Source organism: Enterobacter cloacae complex sp. SYL001 (genome assembly GCF_049237025.1).
Lineage (GTDB): Bacteria > Pseudomonadota > Gammaproteobacteria > Enterobacterales > Enterobacteriaceae > Enterobacter > Enterobacter intestinihominis.
This window is the reverse complement of sequence record NZ_JBMKJI010000020.1, coordinates 76,559-88,498: the sequence shown is the minus strand read 5'-3', so window position 1 is coordinate 88,498 and position 11,940 is coordinate 76,559. Positions and strand designations below refer to the sequence as shown.

The 11,940-nt window shown below is 52.2% G+C and carries 11 protein-coding genes and 1 pseudogene; 4 read left to right on the top strand and 8 right to left on the bottom strand.

The features are described from left to right. The 4 genes and pseudogenes from intI1 to ACOTZP_RS17240 form a co-directional block, all read left to right on the top strand. Nucleotides 1-323 (top strand): annotated as a pseudogene (gene intI1, locus ACOTZP_RS17255) (class 1 integron integrase IntI1); the annotation flags it as partial. Nucleotides 324-619: 296 nt separating this feature from the next. Further along, nucleotides 620-1,177, top strand: a complete 558-nt coding sequence (locus ACOTZP_RS17250) for a recombinase family protein (protein WP_001162012.1) — start codon at nt 620-622, stop codon at nt 1,175-1,177. Nucleotides 1,178-1,179: 2 nt separating this feature from the next. Beyond that, nucleotides 1,180-4,152, top strand: a complete 2,973-nt coding sequence (locus ACOTZP_RS17245; RefSeq protein WP_421632537.1) for a Tn3 family transposase — start codon at nt 1,180-1,182, stop codon at nt 4,150-4,152. Nucleotides 4,153-4,230: 78 nt separating this feature from the next. Further along, nucleotides 4,231-5,235 (top strand): IS110-like element IS4321 family transposase, encoded by a 1,005-nt coding sequence (locus ACOTZP_RS17240; RefSeq protein WP_000427623.1) that lies wholly within the window; start codon nt 4,231-4,233, stop codon nt 5,233-5,235. A gap of 181 nt (nt 5,236-5,416) precedes the next feature. On the opposite strand, the gene ACOTZP_RS17235 is transcribed toward ACOTZP_RS17240, so the two are convergent. The 8 genes from ACOTZP_RS17235 to ACOTZP_RS17200 all read right to left on the bottom strand — a co-directional run bounded on the left by ACOTZP_RS17235 (nt 5,417) and on the right by ACOTZP_RS17200 (nt 11,505). Next, the gene (locus ACOTZP_RS17235; RefSeq protein ID WP_001805097.1) at nt 5,417-5,941 is read right to left on the bottom strand and encodes a hypothetical protein; all 525 of its coding nucleotides are present in this window, start codon (nt 5,939-5,941) and stop codon (nt 5,417-5,419) included. Between the two features lie 12 nt (nt 5,942-5,953). Beyond that, a complete protein-coding gene (locus ACOTZP_RS17230; protein ID WP_000985909.1) occupies nt 5,954-6,364 on the bottom strand; it encodes a hypothetical protein in 411 nt (136 codons plus the stop codon). 100 nt (nt 6,365-6,464) lie between these two features. Then, entirely contained in the window at nt 6,465-6,671 is a 207-nt protein-coding gene (locus tag ACOTZP_RS17225) for a hypothetical protein (RefSeq protein WP_000134171.1), read from the bottom strand. 60 nt (nt 6,672-6,731) lie between these two features. After that, complete coding sequence (locus ACOTZP_RS17220) at nt 6,732-8,057, bottom strand: type II toxin-antitoxin system HipA family toxin (RefSeq protein WP_000088044.1); 1,326 nt, start codon at nt 8,055-8,057, stop codon at nt 6,732-6,734. A gap of 4 nt (nt 8,058-8,061) precedes the next feature. Next, nucleotides 8,062-8,355, bottom strand: a complete 294-nt coding sequence (locus ACOTZP_RS17215) for a helix-turn-helix transcriptional regulator (protein WP_012477377.1) — start codon at nt 8,353-8,355, stop codon at nt 8,062-8,064. A gap of 400 nt (nt 8,356-8,755) precedes the next feature. Further along, the gene (locus ACOTZP_RS17210) at nt 8,756-10,144 is read right to left on the bottom strand and encodes a hypothetical protein (RefSeq protein WP_012695445.1); all 1,389 of its coding nucleotides are present in this window, start codon (nt 10,142-10,144) and stop codon (nt 8,756-8,758) included. 4 nt (nt 10,145-10,148) lie between these two features. After that, complete coding sequence (locus tag ACOTZP_RS17205; RefSeq protein WP_000340139.1) at nt 10,149-10,646, bottom strand: membrane protein; 498 nt, start codon at nt 10,644-10,646, stop codon at nt 10,149-10,151. Between the two features lie 202 nt (nt 10,647-10,848). Continuing rightward, complete coding sequence (locus tag ACOTZP_RS17200) at nt 10,849-11,505, bottom strand: trypsin-like serine protease (protein ID WP_000462754.1); 657 nt, start codon at nt 11,503-11,505, stop codon at nt 10,849-10,851. Between the last annotated feature and the right edge of the window lie 435 nt (nt 11,506-11,940).

The window sequence follows — 11,940 nt, the reverse complement described above, 5'->3', positions numbered from 1 at the left end:
GGGTTTTTGCGCAGCACACGCATTCGACCGATCCACGGAGCGGTGTCGTGCGTCGCCATCACATGTATGACCAGACCTTTCAGCGCGCCTTCAAACGTGCCGTAGAACAAGCAGGCATCACGAAGCCCGCCACACCGCACACCCTCCGCCACTCGTTCGCGACGGCCTTGCTCCGCAGCGGTTACGACATTCGAACCGTGCAGGATCTGCTCGGCCATTCCGACGTCTCTACGACGATGATTTACACGCATGTGCTGAAAGTTGGCGGTGCCGGAGTGCGCTCACCGCTTGATGCGCTGCCGCCCCTCACTAGTGAGAGGTAGGGCAGCGCAAGTCAATCCTGGCGGATTCACTACCCCTGCGCGAAGGCCATCGGTGCCGCATCGAACGGCCGGTTGCGGAAAGTCCTCCCTGCGTCCGCTGATGGCCGGCAGCAGCCCGTCGTTGCCTGATGGATCCAACCCCTCCGCTGCTATAGTGCAGTCGGCTTCTGACGTTCAGTGCAGCCGTCTTCTGAAAACGACAAACGATGTCAGAATAGAGTTAAATTTCCTATTGATTGACATATTCCGTCAAAGGTAATAGATTTCATCCTGACACTTTTGCCTTTGGAGGCATCTTGCAAGGTCAACGCATCGGCTATGTCCGCGTCAGCAGCTTCGACCAGAACCCGGAACGGCAATTGGAGGGTGTTCAGGTGGCGCGGGTGTTCACCGACAAGGCTTCTGGCAAGGACACCCAGCGTCCCGAGCTGGAAAGGCTGCTGGCCTTCGTCCGCGAGGGCGACACCGTGGTGGTGCATAGCATGGACAGGCTGGCACGCAACCTTGATGACCTGCGCCGCATCGTCCAAGGGCTGACACAACGGGGCGTGCGCATGGAGTTCGTCAAAGAAGGGCTGAAGTTCACCGGCGAGGACTCACCGATGGCCAATCTGATGCTGTCGGTCATGGGAGCCTTCGCTGAGTTCGAGCGCGCCCTGATCCGCGAACGTCAGCGCGAGGGAATCGTGCTGGCCAAGCAGCGCGGTGCCTACCGGGGACGAAAGAAATCGCTGAACAGCGAACAAATTGCCGAGTTGAAACGGCGAGTTGCGGCAGGCGACCAAAAAACCTTGGTGGCCCGTGACTTCGGCATCAGCCGCGAAACCTTGTACCAGTACCTGCGGGAAGACTGACCATGCCACGCCGCTCAATCCTGTCCGCCACCGAGCGCGAAAGCCTGCTGGCACTGCCAGATGCCAAAGACGAACTGATACGGCACTACACGTTCAACGAAACCGACCTGTCGGTGATCCGTCAGCGTCGCGGCGCCGCGAATCGATTGGGCTTCGCTGTGCAGCTTTGCTACTTGCGATTCCCTGGCACCTTTTTGGGCGTCGATGAGCCTCCGTTTCCGCCCCTGTTGCGCATGGTGGCCGCGCAACTCAAGATGCCAGTGGAAAGTTGGAGCGAGTACGGCCAGCGCGAACAGACACGGCGGGAGCACTTGGTCGAGCTGCAAACGGTTTTTGGGTTCAAGCCCTTCACCATGAGCCACTATCGGCAAGCCGTGCATACATTGACCGAGCTGGCCTTGCAGACCGACAAAGGCATCGTGCTGGCGAGCGCACTTGTCGAGAATCTGCGGCGGCAGAGCATTATCCTGCCCGCCATGAATGCCATCGAGCGCGCAAGCGCCGAGGCCATCACCCGTGCCAACCGACGCATTTACGCGGCGCTGACCGATTCTTTGTTATCACCCCACCGTCAGCGCCTGGACGAACTTCTCAAGCGCAAGGACGGCAGTAAAGTGACGTGGCTGGCATGGCTGCGCCAGTCGCCTGCCAAACCGAACTCTCGCCACATGCTCGAACATATTGAGCGCCTGAAATCCTGGCAAGCACTTGATCTGCCCGCAGGCATCGAGCGGCAGGTTCACCAGAACCGCCTGCTCAAAATCGCTCGTGAAGGTGGCCAGATGACGCCTGCTGATCTGGCAAAGTTCGAGGTGCAACGACGCTATGCCACGCTGGTAGCGCTGGCCATCGAAGGCATGGCCACCGTCACCGATGAAATCATCGACCTTCACGATCGCATCATCGGCAAGCTGTTCAACGCGGCCAAGAACAAGCATCAGCAGCAGTTCCAGGCTTCCGGCAAGGCGATCAACGACAAGGTGCGGATGTATGGGCGCATCGGTCAAGCGTTGATTGAGGCCAAGCAAAGCGGCAGCGATCCGTTCGCCGCCATCGAGGCCGTTATGCCCTGGGACACCTTCGCCGCCAGCGTCACCGAAGCGCAAACATTGGCGCGGCCTGCCGACTTTGATTTCCTGCACCACATCGGTGAAAGCTATGCCACGCTACGCCGCTACGCGCCGCAGTTCCTGGGCGTGCTCAAATTGCGGGCTGCGCCCGCCGCCAAGGGTGTGCTCGATGCCATCGACATGCTGCGCGGCATGAACAGCGACAGCGCGCGCAAGGTGCCCGCCGATGCGCCAACCGCATTCATCAAGCCGCGCTGGGCAAAGCTGGTTCTGACCGACGACGGCATCGACCGGCGTTACTACGAGTTATGCGCCCTGTCGGAGCTGAAGAACGCGCTGCGCTCCGGTGATGTCTGGGTGCAGGGTTCTCGCCAGTTCAAGGACTTCGACGAATACCTGGTGCCGGTCGAGAAGTTCGCCACTTTGAAGCTGGCCAGCGAATTGCCGCTGGCAGTGGCCACCGACTGCGACCAATACCTGCATGACCGGTTGGAATTGTTGGAGGCGCAACTCGCCACAGTCAACCGCATGGCTGCGGCCAACGACTTACCGGATGCCATCATCACCACCGCGTCAGGCCTGAAGATCACGCCGCTGGACGCGGCAGTACCAGACGCCGCGCAAGCCATGATCGACCAGACAGCTATGCTGCTGTCGCACCTCAAAATCACCGAGTTGCTGATGGAGGTCGATGAATGGACGGGCTTCACCCGCCACTTCACACACCTGAAGACCAGCGACACGGCCAAGGACAAAACCTTGCTGTTGACGACGATCCTGGCCGACGCGATCAACCTGGGTCTGACCAAAATGGCCGAGTCCTGCCCTGGCACCACCTACGCCAAGCTGTCTTGGCTGCAAGCCTGGCACATCCGCGATGAAACCTATTCGACGGCGCTGGCCGAGCTGGTGAATGCGCAGTTTCGGCAACCCTTCGCCGGCAACTGGGGTGACGGCACCACGTCATCGTCGGACGGCCAGAACTTCAGAACCGGCAGCAAAGCAGAAAGCACTGGTCATATCAACCCGAAGTATGGAAGCAGTCCAGGACGGACTTTCTACACCCATATCTCCGACCAGTACGCGCCCTTCAGTGCCAAGGTGGTCAACGTGGGCATTCGTGATTCAACTTACGTGCTTGATGGCCTGCTGTACCACGAGTCGGACTTGCGCATCGAGGAACACTACACCGACACGGCAGGCTTCACCGATCACGTGTTTGGCTTGATGCATTTGCTGGGATTTCGCTTCGCGCCGCGTATCCGTGACTTGGGCGAAACCAAGCTATTCATCCCCAAGGGCGATGCCGCCTATGACGCGCTCAAGCCGATGATTAGCAGCGACAGGCTGAACATCAAGCAAATACGCGCCCATTGGGATGAAATTCTGCGGCTGGCCACCTCCATCAAGCAAGGCACGGTAACGGCTTCGCTGATGCTGCGCAAACTCGGCAGCTACCCGCGCCAGAACGGCTTGGCCGTGGCGTTGCGCGAGCTGGGGCGCATCGAGCGCACGCTGTTCATTTTGGATTGGCTGCAAAGCGTGGAGCTGCGCCGCCGCGTCCATGCGGGGCTGAATAAGGGCGAGGCGCGCAACGCGCTGGCCAGGGCGGTCTTCTTCTACCGATTGGGTGAAATCCGCGACCGCAGTTTTGAGCAGCAGCGCTACCGGGCCAGCGGCCTCAATCTGGTGACGGCGGCCATCGTGTTGTGGAACACGGTATATCTGGAGCGTGCCACCAGTGCTTTGCGTGGCAACGGCACGGCGCTGGACGACACATTGTTGCAATATCTGTCGCCGCTGGGGTGGGAGCACATCAACCTGACCGGCGATTACCTATGGCGCAGCAGCGCCAAGGTCGGTGCGGGGAAGTTTAGGCCATTGCGACCGCTGCCACCGGCTTAGCGTGCTTTATTTAATGAGATGGTCACTCCCTCCTTCCCGGTACTATGCTGAGGACAGGCTTTCATTCGGAGAACTATCATGGAAAACATTGCGCTCATTGGTATCGATCTGGGTAAAAACTCTTTCCATATTCATTGCCAGGATCGTCGCGGGAAGGCTGTTTACCGTAAAAAATTTACCCGGCCAAAGTTGATCGAATTTTTGGCGACATGCCCCGCTACAACCATCGCAATGGAAGCCTGTGGCGGTTCTCACTTTATGGCACGCAAGTTGGAAGAGTTGGGGCATTCCCCAAAGCTGATATCACCACAATTTGTCCGCCCGTTCGTTAAAAGCAATAAAAACGACTTTGTCGACGCCGAAGCTATTTGTGAAGCTGCATCGCGTCCGTCTATGCGTTTTGTGCAGCCCAGAACGGAATCTCAGCAGGCAATGCGGGCTCTGCATCGTGTCCGTGAATCCCTGGTTCAGGATAAGGTAAAAACAACCAATCAAATGCATGCTTTTCTGCTGGAATTTGGCATTAGCGTTCCCCGAGGAGCTGCCGTTATTAGCCGACTGAGTACCATTCTTGAGGATAATAGTTTGCCTCTTTACCTCAGCCAGTTATTGCTGAAATTACAACAGCATTATCACTATCTTGTTGAGCAGATTAAAGATTTGGAATCCCAGTTGAAACGAAAGTTGGACGAAGATGAGGTTGGACAGCGCTTGCTGAGCATTCCCTGCGTCGGAACACTGACAGCGAGTACTATTTCAACTGAGATTGGCGACGGGAAGCAGTACGCCAGCAGCCGTGACTTTGCGGCGGCAACAGGGCTTGTACCTCGGCAGTACAGCACGGGAGGTAGGACGACATTGCTGGGAATTAGTAAGCGAGGTAATAAAAAGATCCGAACTTTGTTGGTTCAATGTGCCAGGGTATTCATACAAAAACTGGAACACCAGTCTGGCAAATTGGCCGATTGGGTCAGGGATTTACTGTGCCGGAAAAGCAACTTTGTCGTCACTTGTGCTCTGGCAAACAAGCTGGCCAGAATAGCCTGGGCCCTAACGGCACGACAGCAAACTTATGTAGCATAACGGCAGAAATACACCGGTTTAAAGAATTACTGATCTGGTTTTGCGAATACTGATATTGATGATACTAACGGCCCACCGGCCTGTTGAGGAACCTGTAAAACGGAAAGGCTCATTGAAGCCGTATATTTTCTGGAGGTTCATCAGGCGCGGAACTCATCAAGGCGCGGGAATAAAATCCCATTCAGACGCCGGATAGATTCAAGCAAGCCAACTTGTCGTCAAAATCGGTGTTGCAAAAACGGGAGTGACCATAGATTCCGTTTTCTGAGACGACCCCATCTACGTCAGGTTTCCGCTTTGGTTCGCTGGTGGCCGTCTCAGCTTGTTTTAGGGTGGAACGTGGATAGGCCAGGTTATATGCTGCGCCTGTGGTCATTTGCTCGATGACCGCAGGTGCATAACCTTCTGCTTCCAGCTTACGATATGCAGCCCGGTAGTCTCTTTGGGTTTTCAGCGGGTATATCTTTCCGCCTTTACCATCGAAAGCGATAAACCAGAAATCGTCCGTGCCAGTTTCCAGATTTCTGCAACGTTTCAGATGCCATCCGCCTTCTCTCGCCCAGATGGTACGGTTATTTCTGGCATTCGTTTTGTCATAACCGTTCTCGTCAAGCCAGCTATCAAAGCTGGTCAGCCCCAGATCCTGAACCTCCAGAGAAGGCACTCGAATGACCTGCAAGGTATGGCGGGGTCTTGGCTCTCTCATCTTGATCTCTTCCTAGCGCTGGTCTGGGAAATACGGATATTGCGGGCCATATTCATAGTCATGCGGGCCTGGCTCAACTTCCCAGAATGGACGGCCGCTAATTGTCTTTGGACCGCGCTCGTTTACGATGTCTTCTACATCCTGAATATTAAATGGCATCGTTGCCAGTAACAGCTGATCTTCGGGTGTCAGCGTCACAGTTGCACCGTCGATACGGCTGTAAAGGTCGGCAAACTGTTTACCTGCACCGTGCAACCGGTGCTCCGCTACACTTCTGATTGCGTGTAAGTCCAGCTCCGCCGCTTCCATGCGATCCACGTATAGTTTCATTTCTTTACGCAAAGCGCTCAGCTCACGGGCTTTAATAAACCCGCAGGCGTACCCACCCAGGGCGATAACTGCAATGATTGCTAAAATTGCCATTTTTTTCTCTCACGTGATTGCGGCCGTTACTCTAGTCTTAATGTGAAGTCTGGGAATTCGCTGGATGTTAAGTACGTTTTCATCCCCAGACTGACAGATGCTAAGGCGCGATCCCAACACTCCATTTGTAAGTATCAGGCCCATCTTCTCCGCTGGTGGCATCTGCTACAATCTGTGCATAACGTTCTCCAGCAAGTTCTCTTACCATCTGATCCACGACCCATTGCAGATGATGCATTTCATCGGTTCCGCCGTAACGACAAGCCAACTCAATAGCCCGCTCTATTCTTTTTTGTTCTTCAGTCATACTGAATCCTCACGCTTACATCAGCTATTCTGAAAACATGCACACTATAAATTGCGGCTGTCATTTCTCAGCCAGGCGCCTGCATTGCTGCCTCATTCCATCAAAAATACTTTCCGCAAGCTGCTGGGGGAACTGGTCCGGAAGAAGCCCGCTAACACGTTCAATGACACCCGGGGTTCTGGCGATGATTTCCTCTATCATCGCCTCTGTCTGCTGTTTACTCAGGCCGGTTATCTCACCATGCCTGATCCAGTGGCGTCGTTGTATTCGATATATCTGGTAATAGTTGCTACTGCCACGTACGGCCATCGCCAGTTTGCACTTCTGCCAGGATATCTGATTGTTCCCATGACCGATCACCGGCCATGCCGACAACACATCATAGAGTGGTGTAAGGTGATAACGTCCCTGTGGCCCAATAGAAATACTGAAATTTTTAGCGTGGCCATCTGTTGCGGCCATCATCCAGAAAACTATCTGCGTCATAAAAAACTGCGCTTTGTCACGCTCAGCACGGTCTGAATTACTCAGAACTTCCATAATTTCCGATATACCTGGCCCGCCGTCCGCCTGATATTTTCGTAATGGCGAAATGCCCAGGGCCTGACACATATCCTCCTGGGGTAAACGAATGATCCATTGTCCGTTTCCTGACCATTTTCGGTCAAAACGTTCTACCACCAGCGCTTTCTGATCTTCAAAGTGAGCAATCTGCGTTCTTGCCACGGGGAGCCCGTACTGTTCGAGAAGTACCGAGCAGAGCCATTCATTTTCAACCGACGAGCGCATGTCGGCTTTCATGTTCCCCACAAGTCCGAGCGGTAGCTTGAATATATGCGTCGTTGGTGTATTACCCTCCGGCATACACCACCGATCTTCATGCCACAGTAGGGCTGTTTTCTCCTGAGCACCGGCAATAGATAAACGTAAGTCGTCGTTATCTTCTGGCCTGCCCGGTAGCAATGTCTCCGTGGTATTACGCAAAGTTGCCGCAATTTCTGATTCAGTAAGCGGGTGATACTTCACGGAATATAAATCTGTGGGTTCATCTCCGTCATGAAGCAGCTGTATCGCGCCCACGCAGTCTTTTCCCAGCTCCGTCAGAAGATCAAAAGGCTCCAGGCTATCGGCCTTGTAACGCATTGCCAGACGTCTGCGTATGCCTTCGCTGTCCGGGAGTAAATTATCAAAATAGTCACGTACCACATTTCCACGCCAGACCTGGTTCCCGGGAGTAAAAGGAAGGGACAATGACAGCGGCCTTCCCTGTTCGTCTGCACTCCAGTCAGGAAGGTATTGTAAGCTGTCTACCCCTTTACTTTTTTCCCAGTATCCGACTTTGATTCCGTTCATCCAGATTGCCAGACGCTGCTGTTTCCGGCTCATATCGTTACCATTTCTCCTGTCGTGCAGGTGAGTTTGATTTAAGCATTTCTTCCGTCTGCTTCCCCTCTGAAGAGGCGGTTGTCGAGGAGAAGCTGATTTTTACGCCCAGGATAGAAAACACCTTGAATAGCCGTTCAATGCTCGCACTGGCAGGGTTGGCTTCCAGACGTGAGTATGTCTGTTGAGTGACCCCTAACCTTTCGGACAGGTCTTTTTGCGTCAGGCCATTCGCCTTGCGAAAACCAATGAGCAAGGGACGCAACTGGTTGAGCGTGTTTAACGGGTAATCATTATTGATCATAAGCTGGCCTCAGTAGTTCCTCTGATACACCTTGTACGCTGTTTTCTAAACATACACCCTAAAAGCTGTAATATCAAATTAACAGCCTAAAAGCTGTTAAATAGAGAGTACAACCTTTAGGCTGTTACTAAGTGGCAGCATAAATCTTTATGAGGTTTGATATGAGAGAACTATCAATAATAAGCCGTTACGCTCGTACAGCATCCGGTAAGAGAGCTGACAGATCAGGATCATCGGTAAACGAGAAGCGGAGTATCTTATGGCCCTGTTGTGAGCTGTATAAATAACTACGAGCTACTCTCTGCCTCGGGGAGGAGGCAGAGAGAGTATTAAAAGCAAAGGCAGACATTTTTAGCAGCTGGTGGGCTATGGGGTTCCGGAGGTGCTCCGGTGAATGTTACTTGACTGGCAAGTTTCCTGCTATGATGGTCAATGCCTCGATGCTGTCTATATTGTTCTGAAGCCGTTCCAGTTCTGCCTTTTCAATACCGGCCCAAAGCTTTAAGTGTCGCTGATAAAGGGACCACTTGAGTGAGTGAAAACCATTCCAGGCCAACCCCATCCAGGAGGCGTAATTCGCATTGAGAATATTGCCGGTGATATACATTTTACCTGCGTTAACAGCACTGGAAGTTCCATAACCCAGGGCAAGCATCATCCGGAAGCGTGGATTTAGCCGCAACGGCATGGTATCCAGTAAGGTCTCCCCAAAAGCTCCTTTTCCCAGCGATACCTGTTTCGCCACATAGAAAACCCGCATCAAAACTTCCATTATGCTCATCGGAATACTTGTCACGATAAACTGACGAAAGTCATACCCGTTGACATACATGTACTCTATTTGTTTGCCGAAGTTAGAACTCCCCACAGGGATCCCCTCAAGCATACGAAGTAGCCCCATAAAAGGAGCCGGTAACCCCATGCCACGGTTTCCTTTTGCTGAGGGGGCATTAACATCCGATGCCAGGTGTCCAAACATTCTGGCGATGAGCCTGAAAATATTGGTTTCGTCTGTAACGCCTTTACTGGAAGGATAAACCACGATCTGTCCATTCTGAACCACCGTACAGGTCCCGTTCAGCATATCCTTTATACCGAAAATAATGCCCAGTACGGGATCGTGTGACAAAGCTCTTAAGCGGTGATTTGTGGGAGACAAAACGCCACCGGCCGCACCCACTAAATCGCTGCTGATCGAACTGTCTGGTGCCCCTATAGGGAACAAATCTGAGAGTTTTGTACTCAGGTCCTCCGGCAAAATGGCATTGAAGGCTTTCTGCACCTGTTTATTGAAAATACCATCCACTTCTGCCGTAAAGCTCACCGTAGGTTTTGGCGGGGCTCTGACGCAAAGTAAATCCAGCATGGATGCTATGAGCCCGCATCCGCAGGCAATAGCATAATCCCAGGCGTCGAGTGCGTAGCGATCATTAAATTCTTTAATATGATTCTGGATCCGGGCATCTACAACAGCCAAGTCATCCGTGGAGAGTATTGTGGCCAGTCCAATATCACCGCATACACGCTGGTTAGCCTCGCTATATATAGTCTTGAGACCAGTAGAATGCATGGCAGTATCTGAAGGGGTCATTTCTCGCAGATGATGTTCTTTAAGCGCCAGATGCTCCGCTTCATCAAGTTCAGTGCCGCTGATTAGCCCGGTCAACTGTGCCTTAAGGCTCTCTATATCACTGTTAATTGTCTCGTGAGCGTTCGCGATATCCTGACCACGGAGCTGAATATAACGGATGGCCCTGAACTCATCATCATAAGGAGACTGACTCATGTGTTTACCTCACCGCGACCAGGCTACCTTTTGGAGCTTTCTTAGTAAGCATGTCGATTGTTGCCTTGATGCCAGCAATTTCTGCCTTAAAATATTCCGCATTCGACATCAACCTTTCCTGAACTTCGTAGAGCTTTTGGATGGCCTGACTAAGGGCGGCTGTCAGTTTCGCATTTTTTTTGTGTTTCACTATCGCGTACCCGCCAATCCCTAACACAGCTACAGGTGCGGCCAATACCGCAATGCCTGCAACCATACCGCCACCGACGATAGACCCTGCTGTAGCGAGCCCGGAGGTTATGCCTGCTGCTGACACTCCCGTTGTACCAAGCGTATAGAGAGCACCGAAGGAAGCCGCTGCGCCTACGCCTGACCCCGCCAAAGCTGCTGCGCCCTCAGTAATACCCGGGAACTTATTTTCAAGCGCCTGAAGAGCACTTGTAACTTCATCCATTGCCTTCTTGCGAATTTTTTCGAGCTCTTCAGTTTCGGTAGCGTCCATTACAGGCCTCGTATTCATAACTTGCTGTGTGATAGGTGAAAAAGAGCACCATAAAAGTGATGAAGAAATCATGACTTACTATTGTGGCACTTTCGAGTTCATGTTTGTCAGTTTCAATGCTGTTGCTGTTAGTAAGGGCAGACGCCATATCGGGCAGACCCAAAATAACTATCGTGCCAGCGTCATTTTGGAACTGACTTTGCTAAAAATCAGTAGCGGACTGAACAGACATGTGTGGATTTGAATCTGGGCAGGTTCCAGACATTATTCCAACCAGACTTCCAATGACAAAATGCTCGTCATTCTCGGAGACGACATAGGGTCCACCAGAGCAACCATCGGTGTTGAAATGTGCTATTACAAAGCGAGTTGTGAGATGTTGGGGAGAATGATTTGAGCAATTTAAAGGCCAAATGCCTGAAACTTCACCAGGGAATGTCGAAATTGTTGTCTCATTCATTGGATATCCGACACCCAATGTACCCATGCCAGCTGCGGGAGCCAGGACCTTAAAGTAACTACTTACAGGCTGTTGTATTCCAGCTGGTAATACGATTTCTGCACTGTCAACAAACGGAATGCCGTCTTTAAAGTCTGCCCTGTCATTAGCCTCATTGAGAATGAAATCGACTAGAACAGGCTCTTCGTTCACCAGTCCTTGATGGTTAAGAAATTTGACGTAAAGTTTAAGTGTATTGCTGACGGGATAAATTTTTCCAAGAGCATTGGTAACAACATGGGCTGCGGTGAGAATCTTTTGCTGCTGACCATTATCGAAACCAAACGCAGTTGCTTCGAGATGGCTACTAAAATGAGGATCATTGCTTACATAGATTTTACAAACGTAGTTTTCAAACATTATTTCCTCCTTTTGCCGGTACCTAATCAGTTACACGGCTGCATGTTATAAACAACTAAACTCGCTTCCTGATATTTGAGTTTGTATGTTTTGCCAGGCACCAGCTCACCTCTGAAACACGGTTAGTCTCCTCCATGACATGGTTATGGCGATGGTCAGAAACTGTTATCGACGAAAGGCTGGAATTCCTTTAATGGCATTATCCATTTCAAGTCGTATGTCCTGAACGGGAGCGTATATTTTTATGATTCCAGATCTTAACCCTGAAACATTCCCCGTATCAAAACTGACCCGTTACAGATAAGTCACCACCGGTGCTGTCGATTAATTTAGTGAATTGCATGTCCTCATCCCATAAAGGGTAGGGCCTACCCCCGGCATCGAGCAAACCTGACCACCCTGCCCTTATTAAGACCCCACATGCGGCAATGGTGC

What these genes read in the sequence shown, in the direction of transcription:
- ACOTZP_RS17200 (WP_000462754.1), bottom strand. Translation starts at nt 11,505, where the DNA reads ATGTTTGAAAACTACGTTTGTAAAATCTATGTAAGCAATGATCCTCAT.
- ACOTZP_RS17210 (WP_012695445.1), bottom strand. Translation starts at nt 10,144, where the DNA reads ATGAGTCAGTCTCCTTATGATGATGAGTTCAGGGCCATCCGTTATATT.
- ACOTZP_RS17235 (WP_001805097.1), bottom strand. Translation starts at nt 5,941, where the DNA reads ATGAGAGAGCCAAGACCCCGCCATACCTTGCAGGTCATTCGAGTGCCT.
- ACOTZP_RS17220 (WP_000088044.1), bottom strand. Translation starts at nt 8,057, where the DNA reads ATGAGCCGGAAACAGCAGCGTCTGGCAATCTGGATGAACGGAATCAAA.
- ACOTZP_RS17225 (WP_000134171.1), bottom strand. Translation starts at nt 6,671, where the DNA reads ATGACTGAAGAACAAAAAAGAATAGAGCGGGCTATTGAGTTGGCTTGT.
- ACOTZP_RS17230 (WP_000985909.1), bottom strand. Translation starts at nt 6,364, where the DNA reads ATGGCAATTTTAGCAATCATTGCAGTTATCGCCCTGGGTGGGTACGCC.
- ACOTZP_RS17205 (WP_000340139.1), bottom strand. Translation starts at nt 10,646, where the DNA reads ATGGACGCTACCGAAACTGAAGAGCTCGAAAAAATTCGCAAGAAGGCA.
- ACOTZP_RS17245 (WP_421632537.1), top strand. Translation starts at nt 1,180, where the DNA reads ATGCCACGCCGCTCAATCCTGTCCGCCACCGAGCGCGAAAGCCTGCTG.
- ACOTZP_RS17240 (WP_000427623.1), top strand. Translation starts at nt 4,231, where the DNA reads ATGGAAAACATTGCGCTCATTGGTATCGATCTGGGTAAAAACTCTTTC.